This is a genomic window from Massilia sp. LXY-6 (assembly GCF_051233485.1).
Lineage (GTDB): Bacteria > Pseudomonadota > Gammaproteobacteria > Burkholderiales > Burkholderiaceae_D > Telluria.
On the sequence record NZ_JBKFGF010000017.1, the window covers coordinates 1 to 21,849 of the forward strand.

The window sequence follows — 21,849 nt, forward strand, 5'->3', positions numbered from 1 at the left end:
GGCGCCGGCGCCGCCGCTCCACAGTGCCAGGGCCAGCAGCGGGAAGGAGAGGGCGGTGCGCATGCCTGCCTCAGCCCTCGTCGCGCCAGCGGCGCAGGCGGATCGCGCCGAAGATCATGGCGGCGCCGAACAGTGCGCCGATCCAGGCCCTGGCCGTGGCAAGGGTCATCCAGGAAGCCGCGAACAGGGCCTGCATGTCGGGGCCGTGCGCGTTCTGGTGCATTTCCGGTGGGATGCCGTGGGTAAAGCTGAACCAGATCCCGGGCACGATACCGGCGAGCAGGCGGGCCACGACTTCCTGGGCGACCGGCATGATGTTCAGGGGCGTGCCGGAGAAGTTCTCCAGCGTGTAGCTGATCCACTTTATCAGCAGCAGGGCGATCAGTGGCACCCCGATGGCCCACAGGAAGGGCTTGGTCTTGGCCCAGCTCGACACCAGCAGCAGCCAGCCGATGGTCGGCAGCGCCCACACCACGTAGACCGGCAGCAGGGCGATCAGGCGCAAGGGCTGGAGGTACAGGTCCGGCTGGACGGCGATGGCGCCGGCCATGTTAATACCGCCGACCGCCAGCCCGATGCAGCCGATCAGCAGCAGGGCCAGCGAGGCGGCGACCGCCAGCCCGATGGTGATGACGGGCGCCACGCACAGGGCGGTGATGGCCTTCGACAGCACGGTCACGCCATCCGAGAGCGGCAGCGACTTCCAGAACAGGATGCTGCGGTCGCGGCGCTCGTCGTACAGCGCGCCGAGGCAGTAGAAGAACACGACGGCGACCAGGATCAGGAACAAGGGCGCGCCGGCCACGATGTACATGCCGCTGGCGATCTTCGCCATCATCGCCCGGGCTTCGCCTGGCATCGCGGCGGCAAACGCGCCGTGGCTCATGGTCTGGCCGTTGATGTGGACGAAGCCGGGCGTGCCGTGCGCGGCCAGGCCGTAGAGCATCGAGCCGCCGACGAGCAGCACCAGCAGTGCCGCCACGATCGCCGGCGCCCAGAACATCGATCCCTTGTGCTCCCAGAATTCGCGGCGGAGCAGCCATTTCATGGTCATGGCATTCATGCGTAAGTTCCTTTCATGGTCGCCACGAACAGGTCGGCGACGCTGGGGTTGCGGGTTTCGCCGAGGGCGGCCAGCTGCTGGCGCGAGGCGCCGCCGGGCGCGCCCGAATCGAACAGCATCACAGCCTTGCCGAACACGGTGCGGCGGTCGATCGGCTGCAGCGCGTTGGCGGCGCTGATCTTGTCGTGCGAGACCATCACCTCGACGTAGCGCTCGCCGATCTCGTCCATCGAGGCGGCCAGCACGATCTTGCCGTCGCGGATGAACATCAGGTCGGTCAGGATGTGCTCGACTTCCTCGACCTGGTGGGTGGTGATGACGATGGTCTTGTGCTCGTCAAAATAGTCTTCCAGCAGGTTCTGGTAGAACTGCTTGCGGTAGATGATGTCCAGGCCCAGCGTGGGCTCGTCCAGCACCAGCAGCTTGGCGTCGATGGCCATCACCAGCGCCAGGTGCAGCTGCACGATCATGCCCTTCGACATCTCCTTGACCTTCATGCTCGGCTTCAGCTTGGTATTCGCGATGTAGCGCTCGGCCTTCTCGCGGTTGAAGCGCGGATGCACGCCCTGCACGAAGTCGATCGCATCCTTCACGCGCATCCAGCGCGGCAGGATCGCGACGTCGGCGATGAAGCAGACGTCCTGCATCAGGTCGTCGCGCTGGGTGCGCGGATCGAAGCCCAGCACGCTCAATTGGCCGTCGAAGGGAATCAGGCCCAGCGCCGCCTTCAGGGTGGTGGTCTTGCCCGAACCGTTCGGGCCGATCAGGCCGACGATGCGACCGGCGGGGATCTCGAAGTCGATGCCGTCGACGGCGACGCGCTTGCCGTAACGCTTCGCCAGGCCCCTGGCGGAAAGGACGGTGCTCATTTCTGGCCTCCGTTTCCGCGGCCCGGTGGCTGGTCGCGCATCAACAGGTCGACATTCAGGCCGAGGCGGCGGATCCGTTCCAGCATCGCCGGCCATTCCTCGCGCAGGAAGCGTTCGCGCTCGCTTGCCAGCAGTTTTTCGCTGGCGCCTTCAGTGACATACATGCCGATCCCCCTTCGTTTTTCCACTAAGTTGTCGTCGACCAGTTCCTGGTAAGCCTTCGAAACCGTGATCGGGTTCAGCTGGTACTCGGCGGCAACCTGGCGCACCGAGGGCAGCGGGTCGCCGGCCTTGAGCGCGCCGTCGAGCATCATGCCGATCACTTTCTCCTTCAATTGCCGATAGATCGGCGAGTTGTCATTCCAGCCGATGGTCATTGCCGGCTCCTCTTCGTTGCGGTGCAGATTGGTTAACCATGCCTGCCTCTTCGTTGATGGATGTTGCGTTGGTGAGGTATTGCTGTGGTGGTGTAGTAAAGTACAACACCAGGCTTCAAAGTGTCAACACAGAATGCGAACGGGCTGGTTCAGGGGGAGGGAAGGTGCCTACAATGCCTGGCCGTCGAGGCCATGGCGGGTGATGCGGCCGTCCGCATCGATCGCGATCCAGCCGCCGCGCGGAGCTTCGGCGTCGAGCTCCCAGTCGGGCAGCACGTAGCGGCGGCGGCCGCTGACGGGATCGTGGTGCAGGGCGGGGCGGTGGGTGTGGCCGTGGAGGATGATGTCGGTACCGCTGGCCTCATGCAGGGCGCTCACGGCATCCGTGGTGACGTCCATGATCTCGTAGGACTTTTCGCCGTGCGCCTGGCGGCTGCCTTCGCGCAGTCCGGCGATGATGGCCTTGCGCTGTGCCAGCGGCATGGCGAGGAATTGCTGCTGCCAGGCCGGGTCGCGCACCTGGGCGCGGAAGGCCATGTAGTTGAGGTCGCCCGTGCACTGGGCGTCGCCGTGCGTGAGTGTCATGGCTTGCTTGCCGATGACGACGACGTGCGGGTCCGGCAGCAGGCTCAGTCTGGCGGCGCGGGCGAAGTCCTGGCCGACCAGGAAGTCGCGGTTGCCTGCCATCCAGTACACGGCCACGCCGGCATCGGAGAGGGCGCGCAGGGCGTCGACGATGCGCTGGTGGAAGGGCGTGGCGAGGTCGTCGTCGCCGGCCCAGTATTCGAAGATGTCGCCGAGCAGGTAGAGCGCCTCGGCCTTTGACGCGCGCTCGGCCAGGAAGCGGAAGAATGCCTCGGCCGTGCGTGGATGCGATTCCTGCAGGTGCAGGTCGGAAATGAAAAGCGCAAGCGTGCGCGTGGGACTGTTCATCGGATTAACGGTGGACGGGTCCCACGCGCCTTGCTTGAGTGACTTGCTTAATTAGACGATTTCGGCTTTCTCGATGATCACTGCCTCGGTCGGCACGTCCGAGTGCATGCCCGAGCGGCCGGTCTTGACGGTGTTGATCTGGTCGACCACGTCCTGGCCTTCGACGACCTTGCCGAACACGGCATAGCCCCAGCCGTCCTGGCCCGGGTAGTTCAGGAAGTCGTTGTTCTTGGTGTTGATGAAGAACTGGGCCGAGGCCGAGTGCGGGGCCATGGTGCGGGCCATCGCAACGGTGTACTTGTCGTTCTTCAGGCCGTTCTTGGCTTCGTTCTCGACGGTCTTGTCGGCCGGCTTTTGCGACATGTTCGGCTCGAAGCCGCCGCCCTGGATCATGAAGTCCTTGATCACGCGGTGGAAGATCGTGTTGTTGAAGTGACCCTGGTTGACGTATTCCACGAAGTTGGCAACGGTCTTCGGCGCCTTCGCGTCGTCGAGTTCGATCTTGATGTTGCCCTTGTTGGTGGTCATGAGTACGGTCGTCATGGTGTTTTCCCTTGTCGCTTATTGTTAAAAATTCGGTTAAGAGTTCGCTATTTTACTTCGCTTTGACGATGGTCGCGGACTGGATCACGACAGGCTTCACCGGCACGTTCTCCATGCCGCGCACGTCGTCCACGAGCACGCCCTTGATCTTGTCGACCACTTCCTTGCCTTTCACGACCTTGCCGAACACCGTGTAGCCCGAGCCGTTCATGTTCGGGAAGTCCAGGCCCGGGTTGTCGACCACGTTGATGAAGAACTGCGAGGTGGCCGTATCCGGGTCCGATTCGCGCGCCATCGCGACGGTATAGGCAGCGTTCGACAAGCCATTGTTCGATTCGTTCTTGATCGGCGGACGGGTCTTGCGACCGTGCAGCTGGGCGTCCATGCCGCCGGCCTGGATCATGAAGCCGTCGATCACGCGGTGGAAGATCGTGCCTTTGTAGAATCCGGATTTGACGTACTGGAGGAAGTTGTCGACGGTCTTGGGCGCTTTTTCGTGGTCCAGTTCCAGCACGATCTCGCCCATCGAGGTTTTCAGCGAGACCTGCGGCTCGGCCGCCCAGGCCGCCGTCGACAGCAGGATGGCGCCGGCGGCGGCCGCAACGCGGGTCAGCAGGCGGGTGCGGGACGGGTTCATGATGTGCATCGTGGCTTCCTCTCTGTGGATACAACGCAAAGTGATGTCAAGGGTTTTGCAGAAAAATAAACCTGTGGCATATGCGGCCAGTCAGGATTTTATCAATGCTATACTTTGCGACGGACTGTTGATTTTATCAAACCACCATGCTTGGTAGCTTGAACAGTCCTGACGGTCGCGACTTGGGTCACTTTCCCTGCACGCTGCCCTGCAGCGATGCGTCCGAGCGTCAAGCTCCAACCATCCAGAACACCATCCGATGAGCCAATTAAAGATTTACAACACGCTCGCGCGTGACAAGCAGGTATTCGTTCCCCTCCAACCCGGCAAGATCAACATGTACGTGTGCGGGATGACGGTCTACGATTACTGCCACGTCGGTCACGCCCGGATGATGATGGCATTCGACGTCATCTACCGCTGGTTCAAGGCCTCGGGTTACGAGGTCAAGTATGTCCGCAACATCACCGACATCGACGACAAGATCATCAAGCGCGCGGTCGAGAACGGCGAGACCATGTCCCAGCTGACCACCCGCTTCATCAAGGCGATGGACGAGGACACTGCTGCTTTAGGGATCCTGCCGCCGGACTTCGCGCCGCGCGCCACCGAGCACGTGCCGCACATGCTGTCGATTATCGAAAAGCTCGAAGACAAGGGCCTGGCCTACCAGGGCGATGACGGCGACGTGAACTACGCCGTGCGCGAGTTTCCCGGCTACGGCAAGCTGTCCGGCAAGTCGCTGGACGACCTGCGCGCCGGCGAGCGCGTCGACATCAACACCGGCAAGCGCGACCCGCTCGACTTTGTGCTGTGGAAAGCCGGCAAGGATGCCGAGCCGGCGGAAGCCAAATGGGACTCGAGGTGGGGCATCGGCCGCCCGGGCTGGCACATCGAGTGCTCGGCCATGTCCTGCGCGCTGCTGGGCGAGCATTTCGACATCCACGGCGGCGGCGCCGACCTGCAGTTCCCGCACCACGAGAACGAGATCGCGCAATCGGAAGGCGCCTTCGGCCCGCCGATGGCCAACTACTGGATCCACAACGGCTTCGTGCGGGTCGATAACGAGAAGATGTCCAAATCGCTGGGCAATTTCTTCACGATCCGCGATGTGCTGAAGAAATACGATGCCGAAGTCATTCGCTTCTTCATCCTGCGTGCCCACTACCGCAGTCCGCTGAATTACTCGGATGCCCACATCGACGATGCCAAGGGCGCGCTGACCCGCCTGTACACGGCCCTGGCCGGTGTCGACCTCGGCAATGAAACGCCGGCGGTCGACTGGGACGAAGCGCACGCGCTCCGCTTCCGCGAAGCGATGGATGACGACTTCAATACCCCGCTGGCGGTGGCCGAGCTGTTCGACCTGGCCAGCGAAGTGAATCGTACAAAGTCGGTCACGGATGCGCGCCAGCTGAAGGCCCTGGCCGGCGTGCTGGGCCTGCTCGAGCGTTCGCCCCAGCAATTCCTGCAGGCCGGCACCCCGGGCGAAGGAGGCATGGACGAAGTGTCGATCGTCGACGCCATCGCGCGCCGCGCCGCCGCCAAGAAGGCACGCAACTTCGCCGAGGCCGATGCCATCCGCGCCGAATTGACGGCGGCCGGTATCGTGCTCGAAGACAAGCCCGACGGCACGACCAACTGGCGCCGCGCCTGAGGGCCTGGAACCGGAATGGCACTTTCCAAGGACCTCATGGGCGCGGCCCCGATATTGCCCGACGTTCCTCCCTACTGGGCGGAGGCGAAGGCCGAGCTCATGCGGCGAGACCGCATCATGAACAAGCTGATCCCGCAGTTCGACGAGATGCACCTGCGCGGCCATCCGGATCCGTTCACGACCCTGGCCCGCTCGATCGTCGGCCAGCAGGTCACGGTCAAGGCGGCGGAAGGCGCCTGGGGCAAGCTGCGCGAGCTGTGCCCGAAGATGACGCCTTCCCAGGTGATCAAGGCGGGTCCGGAGCAGCTGTCCGCCTGCGGCCTGTCCAAGCGCAAGACCGAATACATCCTCGACCTGGCCGACCATTTCAAGGCCAAGCGCGTGCATGCCGACCAGTGGTCGGAAATGGATGACGAAGCGGTGATCGCCGAACTGGTGCGAATCCGCGGCATCACCCGCTGGACAGCGGAGATGTTTTTGATATTTAATCTGCTCAGGCCGAACGTCCTGCCCCTCGACGATGCCGGCCTGATCCAGGGTATCAGCCAGAATTATTTCTCGGGCGAACCCGTCTCGCGCAGCGATGCGCGCGAGGTGGCGGCGAACTGGGAACCCTGGCGAACGGTTGCCACATGGTATTTATGGCGTAGTTTGGACCCGATTACGGGTTAAAATACGCCTTTGCTGCCGCAACCCAGCTGTGCGGGGCCACAAGAATAACCGGAGTTACGATGAGTAAAACAACTTTCCTCAGTTTTGAACAGCCGATCGCCGAGCTCGATTCCAAAATTGAAGAGCTTCGATTCGTGCAGGACGACTCGGCAGTCGACATCTCGGAAGAGATCGACCGCCTGGCCAAGAAGAGCCAGCAACTGACGAAAGACATCTATGCCAAGCTGACGCCATGGCAGGTCTCCCAGATCGCGCGCCACCCGCAACGTCCGTACACGATGGACTACGTGAACGCGATCTTCACCGACTTCCATGAGCTGCACGGCGACCGCAGCTTCGCCGACGACCAGTCCATCATCGGCGGCCTGGCCCGTTTCAACGGCCAGTCCTGCATGGTGATCGGCCACCAGAAGGGCCGCGACACGAAGGAACGCGCGATGCGCAACTTCGGCATGCCGAAACCCGAAGGCTATCGCAAGGCGATGCGCCTGATGAAGCTGGCCGAAAAGTTCAACCTGCCGATCTTCACCTTCGTGGATACGCCCGGCGCCTTCCCGGGCATCGACGCCGAAGAGCGCGGCCAGTCCGAAGCGATCGGCCATAACCTGTACGTCATGGCCGAGCTGAAAGTGCCGCTGATCGCCACCATCATCGGCGAAGGCGGTTCGGGCGGCGCGCTGGCGATCGCCGTCGGCGACGCCGTGCTGATGCTGCAGTACGCGACCTACTCGGTGATCTCGCCGGAAGGCTGCGCGTCGATCCTGTGGAAGACCTCGGAGCGCGCGGCCGAAGCCGCCGACGCCCTCGGCCTGACTGCCCACCGCCTGAAGGCCATCGGCCTGATCGACAAGATCGTCAGCGAACCGCTGGGCGGCGCCCACCGTGACCCGGCCCAGATGGCCCAGTCCCTGAAACGGGCGCTGGCCGACACCCTGCGCCAGTTCCAGGGCATGAAAACCAAGGATCTGCTGGAGGCCCGTCACGCCAAGCTGATGGCCTACGGCAAATTCAAGGAATTGACCCCGCGCGAAGAGTGAGTTCCCGCATGGCCGCCTCCGCGGCGGTTTCATTCGCGCAGGCGTTCGACGCACTGCGCGCAGAATATTCCCCATCCCGGCTCGCGGTCGCCCTCAGCGGCGGCCTCGATTCCATGGTGCTGCTGCACCTGGCCGGCGACGCCGCGCGCGCCGCCGGCCTGCCGCTGTTCGCCTTCCACGTGCACCACGGCCTGAGCCCGAATGCCGATGCCTGGCGCGCGCATTGCGCCGCTGCTTGTGCGGCACTCGGCGTGGCTTTCGACGATCGTGCGGTTACGGTCGAGAGGGGGAAAAGCGGGGTGGAAGCGGCGGCCCGCAAGCAGCGCTACGCCGCGCTGGGCGATATGTGCCGCACACACGGCGTGGACCTGCTGCTCACCGCCCACCACCTCGACGACCAGGCCGAAACCGTGCTGCTGCAGCTGCTGCGCGGCTCCGGCCCGGCCGGCCTGTCCGGCATGGAGGCATCGAACCGTGCGCCGACCCTGCTTGGCGACGCCCGGCTCGTGATGGCCCGGCCGCTGCTCGGCATCGCCCGCGCCGAACTCGAAGCGCTTGCGCAGGAGCGCCACATCGCCTGGGTCGAGGACGAATCCAACAGCGATCCGCGCTACGCCCGCAACGCCTTGCGCCACCAGGTGATGCCGGTGCTGGCCCAGGCCTTCCCGGGCTTCCAGCGCCGCCTCGCGCGCAGCGGCGCGCACGCGCAGTCCGCCCAGCGCCTGCTGGACGAACTGGCGGAACAGGACCTGGCCGCCTGCCTGGTGGACGATGCGATCGACCTGTCACGCCTGCGCCTGCTGAGCGCGGACCGCATCAACAACCTGCTGCGCCACTGGTTCTCGACACGGGGCCTAGGCATGCCGTCAACCGCCTGGCTGGAACAGATGGTGGCGCAGCTGCTGTCGGCGCGCGGCGATGCGCAGCCGCTGGTGTCGCATCCGGAAATCGACGCGCGTCGCCATCGCGACCGCCTGTATCTGGTGCCGAAGCAGCCGATGCTAGCCGGCCTGCGCGACCCGGACGACGAAGGCATCATCGTCCGGCATGCGCAGGCTTTCACCTGGCGCGGTGAAGCCAGCATCGCCTTTCCGGACTACGGCGGCGTGCTGCATTTCGATGTCGCCAGCCACGGGCTCGATCCGGCCTGGCTGAAGGGCAGAAGCCTGGAAATCGATTTCCGCAAAGGCGGGGAGCGGCTGAAGCTGGCGCCGAACCGCCCGACCCGCGGCCTGAAGCAATTGTTCCAGGCCGCCGACGTGCCGGTGTGGGAACGCTCGCGCCTGCCCATCGTCAGCAGCGGCTTCGATCTGCTGTTTGCCGCCGGGCTGGGAACGGATTGCCGCTTCGCCGCCGAAGGGGAAGGGCGCATCGCCCTGCGCTGGGAAGGAAGTGCTGCGGCATAATATGCCCTTTTCGCATTACCATATTCCGATTAGGTATAGGTTTCGCATATCAACGGCTTGTGATTTTGCACCGCAGCATGTAGAGTTTAAGACGCCTTCTAATTTTTACAAGCGGAAACCCCCACTGTCATGGCTTTAATAGTCCACAAATACGGCGGTACGTCGATGGGATCGACGGACCGCATCAAGAACGTCGCGGCCCGCGTCGCCAAATGGCACGATGCCGGCCACCAGATCGTCGTTGTCCCCTCGGCAATGTCCGGCGAGACCAACCGCCTGATCGGCCTGGCGAAAGAGATCATGGCGCAGCCGGATCCGCGCGAACTGGACATGATCGCCTCGACCGGTGAACAGGTTTCCGTCGGCCTACTGGCGATGGCGCTGCTGGCACGCGGCAAGGACGCCGTGTCCTACACCGGCTGGCAGGTGGGCATCCGCACCGACTCCGCCTTCACCAAGGCGCGCATCCAGTCGATCGACGACACCCGCGTGCGCGCCGACCTCGAAGCCGGCAAGATCGTGATCATCACGGGCTTCCAGGGCATGGACGAAGACGGCAATATCTCGACCCTGGGCCGCGGCGGCTCGGACACCTCGGCGGTGGCGATCGCGGCGGCCATGAAGGCCGACGAATGCCTGATCTACACCGACGTCGACGGCGTCTACACGACCGACCCGCGCGTGGTGGACGAGGCGCGGCGCCTGCAGAAGATCACCTTCGAGGAAATGCTGGAACTGGCGTCGCTGGGTTCGAAGGTGCTGCAGACCCGCTCCGTCGAATTCGCCGGCAACTACCGCGTTCCGACGCGCGTGCTGTCGTCGCTGACCGATCCCCTGATGCCGCTCGAGGAAGAAGCCAATTCTGGTACCCTGATTTCGTTTGAGGAAGAAAGCAATATGGAACAAGCCGTCATCTCCGGCATCGCCTTCCACCGCGATGAAGCCAAAATCACTGTCCTCGGCGTGCCGGACAAGCCGGGCGTCGCCTACCACATCCTCGGCCCGGTCTCGGAGGCGAACATCGAGGTCGACATGATCATACAGAATGTGTCGGTAGACGGTAAAACCGATTTCACGTTCACCGTGTCGCGCAACGACTACCAGCGCGCCCTGAGCGTGCTGGAAGCGAACAAGGCAGAACTGGGCTTCACCCGCCTGCTGGGCGACGCCAAGGTGTCGAAGGTGTCGGCGGTCGGCGTCGGCATGCGCAGCCACGTCGGCGTGGCCTCGCAGATGTTCCGCACGCTGGCGGAAGAGGGCATCAACATCATGATGATCTCGACCTCCGAGATCAAGATTTCTGTGCTGATCGACGAAAAATACATGGAGCTGGCGGTACGCGCCCTGCATAAAGCGTTTGATCTGGAGAAAGCTTAACTTTATCGCATATTTTTGGCTGCGCTTCCTTGACGAAATGGGGTGCGGCCATTAAGATGCTTGCACTCAGCGACAACGAGCAACACTGTTAAGAGCTGACTGGAGGCGTGGCCGAGTGGCCGAAGGCACTTCCCTGCTAAGGAAGCATACGGGCTTAAACCTGTATCGTGGGTTCGAATCCCACCGCCTCCGCCAGATTGTAGTTTGCTGAGCTTCAGCAAACGCCGAAAACCCCCGATTCTCATACTGAGGTCGGGGGTTTTTTGCGTCCGGCAGAGTCCGCTTGAGTCCGGCTGAGTCCATGTTTTTAAGGGTAGGGGTAAGGGTAGGCGGGAAGACCCTCTGCAACTTCTACCCTTAAAACCAGCCGGACCCCGCTCGTACCCCTTACGTCTGCAACCAGTCGAGAGGAGGTCGTATGCCACGGTTAGCCACACCACTCAGTGATGCCCAGGTCAAGCGCGCCAAAGCCGGCGCGAAGCTCGTCAAGCTGTTCGACGGTCACGGCCTTTACCTTGAAGTGCAACCTAGCGGTGCCAAATTCTGGCGGTTCCGGTACCGCCAAGCCAACGGGAAGGAAACCACGATTACTTTCGGGCCATATCCCGAGGTAAGCCTGGCGGACGCCAGGGACAAGCGTTCGGAGGCTCGACGCCTGCTTCTCGAAGGTATGGATCCCATCCAGAAACGAGAGCAGGCGCGACGGGAGAGTGTGCGCGCGATCGAATATACGTTCCGTAAAGTCGCGATGGAATGGCTCGAACTGAAGCAGAAGTCGTGGACGCCAGCCTATGCAACGAATGTCACGCGCCGCCTGGAAATGGATGTGTTTCCCGACATAGGCAGGCTTCCTATCGATGAGGTGACGCATCGTGATCTGATCGACGTCTTCCGCAAGACCGAAGCGCGTGGCGCGCACGAAATCGCGAAGCGCAACAAGGCGATTTGCCGGCAGATCTTCAGCTATGCGATTCAGACCGGCGTAGCAACGCGAAATCTACTGATCGACATGAACGATGTGCTGCAGCCTGTCTCAACTAACAATTTTCCTGCGATTGCTACCGACGAACTGCCGCAGTTCCTGGAGGTGCTGCGAAGTAACGAAGCTTGTATGCAGCCGATAACACGGATCGGCTTGCGACTGTTGATGTTGGTGTTCGTACGGACGAGTGAACTCATCGAAACTCCATGGAGTGAGATCGAAGAGGGCAAGGCTGACTGGACGATCCCGTGGTGTCGCATGAAACTGGGCAGGCGCCGGCTTAACCCGATCAAAAAAGATCATTTCGTGCCGCTTTCCCGGCAGTCGCTCGAGCTCTTGGCTCAGCTGCGAAAGATCACTGGAGGGGGCAAGTATCTCTTCCCCAATATGCGCGATCCTCAGCGGCCGATGAGCAATAACGCTTTTTTGAAAGCCATTGAAAGGATGGGCTATAAAGGCGATATGTCGGGGCATGGTTTCAGGGCGCTGGCGATGAGTACGATCAAGGAGAAGTTGGGGTATCGGCACGAAGTGGTAGACAGGCAGCTCGCCCATGTCCACGGAGATAAGATCGCGCGGGCGTATGATCGAGCTGAGTTTATCGATGAGAGACGGGTGATGATGCAGGATTGGGCTGACTACATTGACAGTCTAACTTTGCCCAAACGTAAGACCGGCATAGGCTGAATTGTTTGTAGGCTGTGAGAAGTTATTTGCAGCTATTCAAGGTATCGGAGGTGTAGGCAAATGCGTGCGGGACCTATACGATAATCTGCGTGGTCCAGTCGCGAAAGATACGCAGCTGGGGCATTTTCGCGGCCGCGAAACCCGCGTCCACGAAAACAGGGATGCCCCTCAAGCTCGCGCATCTGCGCTCGGTCGCTACGTGACTGGCCGCCCGGGGTGGCCACCCCTCAGGGCCACCGCTTGCCGAACCCGAAAAGCAACACCCGCGAAGCGCTGCGCGCTACGCAACCCCAACGCCAAGCGCTTGCGCGCTAGGCTAACCCTACGTCGGAGCGACCGCACGGGGCTGCCTAGAGCTTGAGTTGGTCGGCATCATGTGGGAATGGCGCTGGTCGACCGTATCCCGGCGCAACCGAGCGGCCCAGGCGAGTAAGCGTTTGTGAAGGCGGTTCGGCCAAACGCTCTCACGTCGATCCTCTTGAGCGCTCGACATGAATGTCTGCGTCGACTAAATCTGGCGGCTCAGGTCGGTCGCCCCGGCTCTAGGTTCTCTATTGCCTCATCGCCAGTCGTCGATTCCCCCTGTACTGGCGCCGAAGGGCGTGCCAAATCTTCCTCGCGAATTGGTCCTGTGACCGCCTGTACGAAGGCTTCACGAACGCGACGTGCAACGTCACCCCCGGCCCGACATTCCCTAGTGATGATCTCGTGGAGGTTTACGTTTGGGACAGCCAAGGCGAGGCGGAAAAGGTCGTCGTCGTTTTGCAACGGGTTCCAAACACTTGTGCGGGCATTCCGTTCGCTGCGATATAGAAGACCGCTCGGGTGCGGGAACGATCGGGGCATGTACATCAAATAAGTGATGCCGGCCGCTTTTGCCGCCAGTTCAAGTCGCTTTTGTTCAAGTAACTCAATCCGTTTTCGTTCGGAATAGGAAAGGGCTGTCATCTCCATTTTTTTCCTCGCTCGCGCCACTGCGCTCAGGTTAAAAATCATTTGTCTTTCGCCGCTGACTAGGCAGCGTAGCTATTCGGCGTCGCGCATGCCCATTACGAAAATCGAGTATCTCTCTAAGAATCCCCGGTAGGCATTTATCAAGTCACTAACTACTTCTAAGCCCGGCACTTCTATTGGTCCAGTCCATCAACGTCGCGGGCCGGACGCTCTTGAGGAGCGCCGCGAGGCCGGGGTGCCGCCCTGAACGGCCGGCAGGCCGCTAAAGAAAAAGATCGGCCCGCTGGCGCGCCCCTTCGATTTTTCATGCGCGCGTCGATTTGGTCTTCAGAGCCCGTTTTCAATCTTTCTAGTGCAGTCAAATATTCGGATAAGGCGGTTATGTCAAATATGTGGCGGGGAATTAGTGTATCAGGACGGTATAAAAAGAAGGCGAAAAGGTTAAGGTCATTCGACTATCGTCAACGATATTATTTAATTGGATATTAAAATTACCCTATAAGGTTGAGATTCAAGGAATTTAAAGAGTTTGGCTGAAGGCCTGTCGAGAATGACAAGCACTTTTATCTACTTAAGCTAAAGGAGATTTTCCATGGCACTCGCTACTCGTTTTGGACGTAATCACACTTCCATTCGTTCGCAAAATCCTCTCAGTAACGAAGAAATCAAAGCGGTCACGCCGTCCATTTTCGCAGCCGAGAAACATGGCAGCCGCTCGGAACGGTACACGTATATTCCGACGATCGAGGTTCTGGAAGGGCTGCGCCGTGAAGGGTTCCAGCCCTTTATGGCATGCCAGGCCCGTTGTCGGGACGAGGGGAAGCGTGAACATACAAAGCATATGTTGCGCCTGCGTCGTGCTGATCACATCGTCAGTGGCGAGGCTAACGAAATCATCTTGCTGAACAGCCATGACGGGACCAGCAGCTACCAAATGCTCGCCGGCACGTTCCGCTTTGTGTGCTGTAACGGCATGGTGTGCGGCGACACCCTCAACGACTTCCGCGTACCCCACAAAGGCAACATCGTGGACAACGTTATCGAAGGTGCCTTTCGCGTGGTCGAGGATTTCGAGTTGATTAACGGACAGGTCGACGGCATGAAATCGTTGACCCTGAACGACGCCGAACAACAGGCTTTTGCGCATTCTGCGCTGGCCCTTAAATACGACCCGGAGGCCGGCGGCGCACCGATCACCGAACAGCAGATCCTGGAGCCGAAGCGTCGCGAGGACGTCGGCAACGACCTTTGGCGGACCTTCAATCGGGTTCAGGAGCGCATGTTGCAGGGTGGGGTGCGTGGGCGCACAACAAACGGCCGCCGCGTGACCACGCGTCCCGTGACCGGAATCGACAGCGATATCAAGCTTAACCGTGCGCTGTGGGTCCTCGCCGAACATATGAAGAAGTTGAAAGCTGAATAGCGAGAAGGCGGAGGGGCTTGGGCCCCTCTTTGATGGAATATCGATCAACTTTCCAGTAATCGCACTTGGGGGCACCATGAGGATTTCAAGACTAGTCATTCCGCAGCGAACCGACGCGCTGATCGCGATCGCTACCCACATGAGCGCTCTGCCGATCGGCGTATTGACGGAAGCGAGGCGGGCCGAAATCGTGCGCAACCTGTTTGACCCGATGCTTTTGCTCATCGAGGCGCTGCAGCTGGCGTCTCAATCGGGGCCCGAGGAAGAGGCAGTGGTCATGCACTTCCTTGGCGCACTGCATGCGCAGTCGGAACTGACGAAACGCAACCAGTACGTCCAGCAGCTGCTCGGAAACCTGCAGGCTTATCGTCCGCCAGGGCATGCCGCAAGCTAGTTCAGCCGTAAGATTAGCGAAGGGCTCAAGGCGAGCCGGCATGATCAAAGCCGATCAAGGACTGGCCGGTCGGCAGGAAAAGGGGAGACACCTCACGCTCGTCTTTCCACCGGATGCTAACGGAAAGCGACCGCGGCAATATATCGGTAGAGATCCCATAAAGGTCCCAAAACCGCTTGACGCCCTAGATCGGACCGCTGAGCATGACTGGCTCCGCGAACGATTGCATCGCCTGAGTACCCAGTCGCTTACGGCGTCCCGGAACGTTTCCAAGGCATTCCGTGCGCTGGCAAACAAACGGTGTTAGGCCCATTCAGCGGCGCGCCTCAACCTTGCCGCCGTTCGCCTCAGCCACCCAGCGTTTGCGTAACGAGGTTAGGCACAGTCAAAAATTATCTGGTCGCGATCGCGTAACCAATGCTCGTCAGCCACAACAGCCAAAAAGCTGCTGCGAGATAATTCCACGGGCGCGGGATGCCGAACGCCGGCATTATGACATTGGCGCCGAATGAACCCGCACCGCACGCTACGCGAGCCGCTGTCTGTACACACCGGAAGACCGTTCTCATGATGACTCCTTTAGTGCGCGCCTGCGCGCGTGATGTCGCGTCGATCAGCCCCCGGCTGAATTGATTGTCACCGGTGACCAGGCCTCAGCGGCGCGTGAAAACGTCATCAAATACCTTGTCGTGCTTCTTCTGCACTTCTTTATCGTGACGGTCCAAGACGAGATAGCCCACGACCGACGAGAGCAAAGCGGCGATGATTGCCAAAAGTGCTGTCTTGCGCATGGTTCCCCCCAAGTAAGCGTTACTTGTACAGCATGACGCCCAGGACGATCATTGCCGCGACCATACCACCGATAACGGACTGCACAATTGCGATGGCCCAGCTTCCTGATCTGGATCGCTTGCAAGCTGCCTTGAGCTGCGCGGTATCCCCCATGATGGCCGAGGCCGACTTTTCAACTTCGCCATGTAGAGCGTCACGCGCCGCCCTGAAAATCTCCGCTTTGGCTTCCGTCGCGGCCTTGAGGGCTGCCGCCATGTGCGCTTGGTCGACGCGGCCAGCCAACTCATTCGCCGCAGTCAATATCTGCTGGTGGATACTCTCCAAGGCGCCGAGTTTGGCTTCGAGCTCGGCATTGCTTTGTGTCCATTGTTCCCGTGAAGTCGCGAGCAGGTCTGCTACAACGACCTCGTTCAACGCGACCAGAGCGAAAACGGGGTCACTGCTATCCAAGCGGATACCAGTCTTCTCAAAGATGGCCACCTGCAGCTGGTGAAGGTCCATTACCACTCGACTCTCTCAAGCTTGTTGAACACGTCCCGAACGACCGTATTCAGCCGGCTACGCTCCAGCAGGTTGAACTTCGGACTTTGCATGATTTCTTTTAGCGTCAGACGTTCCTTATTCATACGCCGGACGTCATCGCCGAAAGTATCACTCGTGCGGCCATGCAGAAGGATTACGCCTTTTACGTTACCAGCATGTTTTGCGAAAGCTTCCGATTCAACAAAATTGCCAGTATCACCCCAAGCCGCGTTTTCATTCAACCACAGTACCATCGGACACGAAGTTTGACGCGCCAGGGAAATAAAACCGGCTGTCGTATCCCGCAAGTTGTCACCTCCGCCTATAATCGTATGGACATAAACATTCTTGCCTGAATTTATTAGCATGCTTAGGAAATCGCTTTCCATTAGATATGACATCAAAGGCGAAAACGTATTTGCACCCGTATCAACGACGATGTTCTGTTTGCTCTCAAAGATCTCCAGCAACATACGGTCGAATAACTTTCGATCAATCGTTCGGTCTTTCCTCATCACGTCGACCGGTTTGACGCTTAGACCCTTATATGAATAGAAACTTGCGTTCTCTTGGTCGGCGTCATACCCGTCCATCGTTCCCGGTGCGATTTCTTCGATCCATTGCGCAAGCAGCGCAGACGCGAACGTTTTACCGATGCCGCCTTTGCCTTGCAGGTTGAAATGGACACTGTTTTTCATGGCATCTTTCCTAATGATTGTTTCCGGTCTTGTCGTGCTTGAATTGAGTCTGGTCCGCCTGATCTCTCTGTTCCTTGGCCAGTCTGCGTAACTTTTCAGCCTGCGATTCCGTTTTTCCGCTGTCGCTGTTTGTAGTAGTGCACCCTCGGTGGGTCGATGCGTGTACGCCGAGATTCTGAACAAGACCCGCCGGTATCAAACCCTCCTGGCTATTGCTCGAGACAGAGAGGTGGCGTTTTATGAATTTGCGAACATTTTCACGCGACACGATCACATCATTTTTTGCAAGCCAATCACGAATCTGCAAGTCTGTATAACCTCTCTGTTTCAACTCGCGGATATCGTTCTTGAACCTTTGCAACCTTGATCGTCTTTGGCGTGGTGCGGTATCGCGGGCAAAGGCTTCAGTATCCATGTTTCATTCTGGCAGGTTGTTGCATAACAGTTGTGCTGATGGGCACTAAGTGACGAGCATTGCTAGCAATTCATTTGCAAGCTCGTGCAACCTTGTGCAACCCTCGTGCAACCATAATAGGCTAATCAAGAAGAGTTAATATCGACTCGGCGCAAAGCCGGCATTGGATGCAACCATATGCAACCTAGAATGCAACCTTAGGAATAACGCGATTGACCGAGCTCAGGCACGATAGATATGTTAACCGAATCCCTTCGGGACCCGGTTAGCATATCCATGTGCCAAAGGGGACACCCCTTTGAAACCCCCGCGTCCTACGGACGTCGGGCGCCGGCCGGGAGCCGGCTCGGTGAAATTCGCGATGCGTCCGATATTGGAGGACTGTGACATGGCCCGAAAACCAAAAGGCGAAAGCCCACTGACCAAACCATATGGCTTCCGCTTGCCACAAGACGAAGCAGAAGACCTAGACGCCAGAATCGCGGCCTTCGGCGGCTCAGCATCGGAATTTCTTCGCGATTTCGTATTAAAGAGTCGCACGATTGTGATTGCAAAGCCTAAAGCCAGTCCAGAAAAGAAGAGGGTGCAGTTTGTCTTCAATAAGGTTGGCCGCAATCTGAATCAGATCGCCCACGTTCTCAATGCAGCGAACCTTACCAACCGACTGACAGATCAATTGTTCCGTCAGGCCGTCCAGGGTTTGGAGGACATCGCTATGTACCTAAAGGCAGCGCTTGATCATGCTGATTAGAGTGCGCGGCGGCCGAGGAGGGATTAAAGAATACCTTGAGAGCGGCCATAAACAGGGGCGAGAATTCCAGCGCGACGAGCTGGACGAGCGGATCATCCTATTTGGTGACCTGGAATTCACTCAGCAGCTTATCGATAGCGTTGAGAGTCAGGGGGATCGTTATCTGCACCTAACACTGTCCTTCAAAGAAGATGAGATCTCGAATGAGACCTTGCGGGCCATTAGTGAAGAATTCCGTCTATTCATGTTTTCTGCGTACATGGATGATGAGTATAATTTTTACGCCGAGGCACACCTACCGAAGATCAAGAGCTATGAAAGCCAGCTAACAGGCGAGGTTATCGAGCGGAAGCCGCATATCCACATCGTTATCCCAAAGGTCAATCTTCGCAGTGGTGGTGTGCTGAATCCGTTTGGGCTGCTGGAGCTCAGTAAAAGACATGTCGATGCATTTCAGGAACACATCAACAATATATATGGCCTAGCCAGCCCGAAAGACAACCGCCGCATCCATTTCACGGACATGAGCGATATGATCCAGCGATACAAGGAGTACGATAATTTCGCTGGGGTGAGTAAGGACCTGAAGAGAGCCATCCTTGATGCCGTCGTGGAGCGGAACGTTACCAGTTATGACGACTTCGAAAAGTTGGTCAGTGAGTTCGGTACGACGAGGATCCGTAACGCGGGTCGCGGTAACGAATACCTCAACGTGAAGCCGAACGGGGCGGCCAAGGGGGTGAATCTCAAGGACTACCCGTTCAGCCGGCAATTTATCGAGCTGCCTGCCGGCGAAAAGCAGCGCGTCCTGTCTGCCGAGATTCAGCGCAATTACGAGATCCAAGGCGAGGCGCGGAAGGACTCGACCAACATCGTGACCACCTTGGACGAGTGGCACCGGTTCCGCGCCAAGGAAATCAAGTATGTCAACAGCGGGAACAAGAAGCTGTACCGGGACTATCGCGCAGCGTCTCCAGAAGGGCGAGAACAGATCCTGTCCGCGCTTGCGGCCAGGTTCTATGACAAGTATCCAGAGCCTTGGATCGAGCCCGAGGCATTTGCCGGTAAGAATCCTTTTGATCCGCGCTACAAGTTCAAACAGCTGGCTGACGTTCCGACCCAGCTGCCGCTGTTCGACGAGGTAGTACGCGAGCCAAGCGATGAGCCACGGCAGCCTGTCGGTCGGGCAGTCATTCGGCCGAAAGGCCTTGAAGGGCAGGGTAGCGCTGGCGTGTACTCCGCGGCCCTGCCACATCCGCAGCGGCAACAGGAGCCGCTCGTGCTCTCCGCTTTTGAACAGACGTACGCGCTCAGGATGGACGGAGCCGCGCTGGTCCAGGATCTCAAAATGAAGGCGTATGGCGGCAAGAACCCGGTTGGCCACGACCATGGCATTGTGGACCATGCAGGGAGACTGGACGGATTGACGGACGACCCAAGCCGGCAGCGGGCGGACGCGCAGCTCGCGGCCTTTGAACAGTCGCACACCCTCAGCCAGATGCACTCGGTGCCGCCCGGCCATGCCGCAGTTGCGACGCCGGCGCCCACTTTTGACCACTTGAACCAGGAGCTACGCCATGAACGACAACGATATGCAGGGAAAAACCCCATTGGCCACGAGTACGGCTACAAGCAACCACATTGGAGCGAGCGAAACCCCATCGAAGACGCGTCAGGAAAGCCAGCAGAGCGCCGATGGAGCGGGACTGGAGGATATGGAGCTGGAGACGGGACGCGAGGCACTGGGAGGCCAGGGCAGGCCGGAAGGAGTCGGCGCGGTCAACTCGCCGGTAATCCAGATCGGGAGTACGACATTGACTCACTTATCAGCGTCGAAAAGACCCGTACCGTCGACCGTCTGCGAAGCTTGCCCGGCGGCCGTATGGTACGCCAGGACCGAAAAGGTGCAGTGTTATTGCCGGCTCATGCACTTGATCAGCTGGGAAACTGGCCAAGCGGATCCAATCACAATCTGCGACGGTCCCGCCATCGCCAGCCAGTAAAAGAGGGGACGGGCCGCGTCAGCGACTCCGTGGTCAGTCAGTTGGCCCGCGACTTCGGGGAGCGGCAGCGCAGCGTAGCGGCCGGAGCGCTTGCGGAATTCCAGGAGATCAAGCAACAGTTAGATGCAAGGCGCTTGCTGGCCGAGCTCTCGCACTCACATGGCATCATCGTTGAGAAGTACGAGGTATCGACTGCAGCGGACGGGAGCGCACGGATACGCGCTAGCAATCGTCACCTGAATGTGGCCGACTTTTTGACCAAGGAAGTGCGCTTACCATGGACCGAGGCGGCGACGATCCTCCGGTACTCCTATGGGCGCCAGCTGGACCGGAACCAGACCAGTTCGCCGCGTGTCCCTCCCGACCGCACGCTATGGCGGCAGTTTCAGGACCAGCGTCGTGGACGCGGCGGCTTGCGTAGCCAGCTCGCCGTACAGCTGGCCAGTGAAAAAGCGCGGCGCGAAGTCATCAAGGAGCAGCTAGTCGAGGCCAAACGTGCGGCAGCCGCGCTGCCCGCCGCCCAGCGCAAGGCGGCGCTGTCGATCGCGCGAACGGAAGCTATTGCCGCCGAAAGCACGCTTCGATCATCCATACGAGCCGAGCGTGCTCCGTTCCGCCTGCCAGTGGCCGACCAGTATCGCATGTTCCTGCAGGAGCGCGCACAGGATGGACGCGCCGCCGCACTCGCAGAGTTGAGGCGACGATCGCGCAGTGCTCCCTCGCGCCGAGATCCGTCCGTCAATCAGATCCTGGCCGCTGAGGCAAATCATGAGTCTAACTCCTTGTTCTATCACGGTCGGCAAGTGCGCTACCGCGTTCACCTGAACGGCGATGTGGTCTATTCCCTTGGCGGGCGCCCGATCATTCAGGACAAGGGCGACAGTGTATTGCTGCTGCAAGCCGACCATCTCTCCATCGAGACCGCGTTGCAGCTCGCGCATGCGAAGTTCGGCACCAACCTCAAGTTGTCGGGGCCGGTCGAGTTTCAGGAACGGGCGGCAAGGATTGCTGCCGAGGCAGGCTTGAACGTGCGGTTCGACAACCAGCTTGCCGAGGAAGTCAGGGAATTGCGCGCGTCTGAGATGGCAACGCAGCGAACTACAAGACGTCGCGTCATCGAGACTCAGACAAAGCCGAAGCTTGGCATTGGCGGGGATACCGGCAATGCCGTGCAGCCAGGCCGTGGCGTACTGCACAGACCATCGCCGGGGCGGTCGTTAGATGATGATGAAATCGAGCTGTAGCCCGCACGTAGGCCAGCTGCAGGACCAGCGGCCATCGATTTCGTACAAGTCTGGGACTGCATAGAGAAGCATGTACGACATGCTTTTCCGAGGACCTGGCTTAGCAGCTTGCCAACAGGAACGTTTGGATATACTCTGTTCAACATCTTCCTCTGAATAGATTATGTAAAAGGCGTAAAACGAATGGCAAAAGCGCCCTACATTGAAGAAGGCAGACTGCGTCACTTACTCAAGGTCGCCGCGATCTCGGGCGAGTCACCCTTGCGAAACGTCGCACTCCTAACGACTGTGTACGGTACCGGGATGATGCTCACCGAGATTGCACGGATGCCGGTTCGCGCATACCTGAACGGTGATGGCTCTGTCCGGGTGAAGTCCTGCGTTGCCGGCGCGATCGCATACAACGAAAGGAA

The 21,849-nt window shown here is 59.7% G+C and carries 21 protein-coding genes and 1 tRNA gene; 11 read left to right on the top strand and 11 right to left on the bottom strand.

The annotated features are described in order from the left end of the window. Positions 1–70 precede the first annotated feature (70 nt). From ACI48D_RS08625 to ACI48D_RS08650, 6 genes are all read right to left on the bottom strand, one after another. Positions 71–1,063 (bottom strand): hypothetical protein, encoded by a 993-nt coding sequence (locus ACI48D_RS08625; RefSeq protein ID WP_435570810.1) that lies wholly within the window; start codon positions 1,061–1,063, stop codon positions 71–73. Beyond that, positions 1,060–1,932, bottom strand: coding sequence for an ABC transporter ATP-binding protein (locus ACI48D_RS08630; protein WP_435570811.1), 873 nt, complete (start codon positions 1,930–1,932; stop codon positions 1,060–1,062). Before ACI48D_RS08630 ends, ACI48D_RS08625 begins: the two co-directional genes overlap by 4 nt. Beyond that, positions 1,929–2,309: a GntR family transcriptional regulator gene (locus ACI48D_RS08635; protein WP_435570812.1), complete on the bottom strand. Its 381-nt coding sequence runs from the start codon at positions 2,307–2,309 to the stop codon at positions 1,929–1,931. Before ACI48D_RS08635 ends, ACI48D_RS08630 begins: the two co-directional genes overlap by 4 nt. A 168-nt stretch (positions 2,310–2,477) precedes the next feature. Then, positions 2,478–3,242 carry a UDP-2,3-diacylglucosamine diphosphatase gene (locus tag ACI48D_RS08640; protein ID WP_435570813.1) on the bottom strand — a complete coding sequence of 255 codons (765 nt, stop codon included), beginning with the start codon at positions 3,240–3,242 and terminating at the stop codon, positions 2,478–2,480. Positions 3,243–3,293: 51 nt separating this feature from the next. Next, positions 3,294–3,785: a peptidylprolyl isomerase gene (locus tag ACI48D_RS08645; RefSeq protein WP_435570814.1), complete on the bottom strand. Its 492-nt coding sequence runs from the start codon at positions 3,783–3,785 to the stop codon at positions 3,294–3,296. A gap of 52 nt (positions 3,786–3,837) precedes the next feature. Next, positions 3,838–4,431: a peptidylprolyl isomerase gene (locus ACI48D_RS08650; RefSeq protein WP_435570815.1), complete on the bottom strand. Its 594-nt coding sequence runs from the start codon at positions 4,429–4,431 to the stop codon at positions 3,838–3,840. A 250-nt stretch (positions 4,432–4,681) separates the two neighbouring features. On the opposite strand from ACI48D_RS08650, the gene cysS reads away from it, so the two are divergent. The 7 genes from cysS (at position 4,682) to ACI48D_RS08685 (ending at position 12,240) form a co-directional block, all read left to right on the top strand. Beyond that, positions 4,682–6,079, top strand: a complete 1,398-nt coding sequence (cysS, locus tag ACI48D_RS08655; RefSeq protein ID WP_435570816.1) for a cysteine--tRNA ligase — start codon at positions 4,682–4,684, stop codon at positions 6,077–6,079. A 15-nt stretch (positions 6,080–6,094) separates the two neighbouring features. After that, positions 6,095–6,751 (top strand): DNA-3-methyladenine glycosylase family protein, encoded by a 657-nt coding sequence (locus ACI48D_RS08660; protein WP_435570817.1) that lies wholly within the window; start codon positions 6,095–6,097, stop codon positions 6,749–6,751. A gap of 59 nt (positions 6,752–6,810) precedes the next feature. Further along, positions 6,811–7,788 carry an acetyl-CoA carboxylase carboxyltransferase subunit alpha gene (locus tag ACI48D_RS08665; RefSeq protein ID WP_435570818.1) on the top strand — a complete coding sequence of 326 codons (978 nt, stop codon included), beginning with the start codon at positions 6,811–6,813 and terminating at the stop codon, positions 7,786–7,788. An 8-nt stretch (positions 7,789–7,796) separates the two neighbouring features. After that, entirely contained in the window at positions 7,797–9,194 is a 1,398-nt protein-coding gene (gene tilS, locus ACI48D_RS08670) for a tRNA lysidine(34) synthetase TilS (RefSeq protein WP_435570819.1), read from the top strand. Between the two features lie 129 nt (positions 9,195–9,323). Next, positions 9,324–10,571 (top strand): aspartate kinase, encoded by a 1,248-nt coding sequence (locus ACI48D_RS08675; protein WP_435570820.1) that lies wholly within the window; start codon positions 9,324–9,326, stop codon positions 10,569–10,571. Positions 10,572–10,672: 101 nt separating this feature from the next. Further along, positions 10,673–10,766 (top strand) — tRNA-Ser (locus ACI48D_RS08680). Between the two features lie 223 nt (positions 10,767–10,989). Then, on the top strand, positions 10,990–12,240 hold the full coding sequence (locus ACI48D_RS08685) for a tyrosine-type recombinase/integrase (RefSeq protein ID WP_435570821.1): 1,251 nt from the start codon (positions 10,990–10,992) through the stop codon (positions 12,238–12,240). 522 nt (positions 12,241–12,762) lie between these two features. Here ACI48D_RS08685 and ACI48D_RS08690 read toward each other — a convergent pair. Further along, on the bottom strand, positions 12,763–13,236 hold the full coding sequence (locus ACI48D_RS08690) for a hypothetical protein (RefSeq protein ID WP_435570822.1): 474 nt from the start codon (positions 13,234–13,236) through the stop codon (positions 12,763–12,765). Positions 13,237–13,786: 550 nt separating this feature from the next. On the opposite strand from ACI48D_RS08690, the gene ACI48D_RS08695 reads away from it, so the two are divergent. Both ACI48D_RS08695 and ACI48D_RS08700 read left to right on the top strand, forming a co-directional pair. After that, a complete protein-coding gene (locus ACI48D_RS08695) occupies positions 13,787–14,617 on the top strand; it encodes a DUF932 domain-containing protein (RefSeq protein ID WP_435570823.1) in 831 nt (276 codons plus the stop codon). A 139-nt stretch (positions 14,618–14,756) separates the two neighbouring features. Next, positions 14,757–15,011 carry a hypothetical protein gene (locus ACI48D_RS08700; RefSeq protein ID WP_435570824.1) on the top strand — a complete coding sequence of 85 codons (255 nt, stop codon included), beginning with the start codon at positions 14,757–14,759 and terminating at the stop codon, positions 15,009–15,011. Positions 15,012–15,664: 653 nt separating this feature from the next. On the opposite strand, the gene ACI48D_RS08705 is transcribed toward ACI48D_RS08700, so the two are convergent. From ACI48D_RS08705 to ACI48D_RS08720, 4 genes are read right to left on the bottom strand one after another with little or no spacing between them, the layout of a single operon-like run. Continuing rightward, a complete protein-coding gene (locus ACI48D_RS08705) occupies positions 15,665–15,802 on the bottom strand; it encodes a hypothetical protein (protein WP_435570825.1) in 138 nt (45 codons plus the stop codon). A gap of 19 nt (positions 15,803–15,821) precedes the next feature. Next, positions 15,822–16,304, bottom strand: coding sequence for a hypothetical protein (locus tag ACI48D_RS08710; protein ID WP_435570826.1), 483 nt, complete (start codon positions 16,302–16,304; stop codon positions 15,822–15,824). Then, complete coding sequence (locus ACI48D_RS08715) at positions 16,304–17,023, bottom strand: hypothetical protein (RefSeq protein ID WP_435570827.1); 720 nt, start codon at positions 17,021–17,023, stop codon at positions 16,304–16,306. Before ACI48D_RS08715 ends, ACI48D_RS08710 begins: the two co-directional genes overlap by 1 nt. Positions 17,024–17,033: 10 nt before the next feature. Then, entirely contained in the window at positions 17,034–17,438 is a 405-nt protein-coding gene (locus ACI48D_RS08720; protein ID WP_435570828.1) for a hypothetical protein, read from the bottom strand. Positions 17,439–17,826: 388 nt separating this feature from the next. Between ACI48D_RS08720 and ACI48D_RS08725 the strand changes: the two genes are divergently transcribed. Next, positions 17,827–18,189 carry a plasmid mobilization protein gene (locus ACI48D_RS08725; protein WP_435570829.1) on the top strand — a complete coding sequence of 121 codons (363 nt, stop codon included), beginning with the start codon at positions 17,827–17,829 and terminating at the stop codon, positions 18,187–18,189. Next, the gene (locus ACI48D_RS08730; RefSeq protein ID WP_435570855.1) at positions 18,179–21,436 is read left to right on the top strand and encodes an LPD7 domain-containing protein; all 3,258 of its coding nucleotides are present in this window, start codon (positions 18,179–18,181) and stop codon (positions 21,434–21,436) included. The genes ACI48D_RS08725 and ACI48D_RS08730 overlap by 11 nt, the downstream gene beginning before the upstream one ends. The last annotated feature ends 413 nt before the right edge of the window (positions 21,437–21,849 follow it).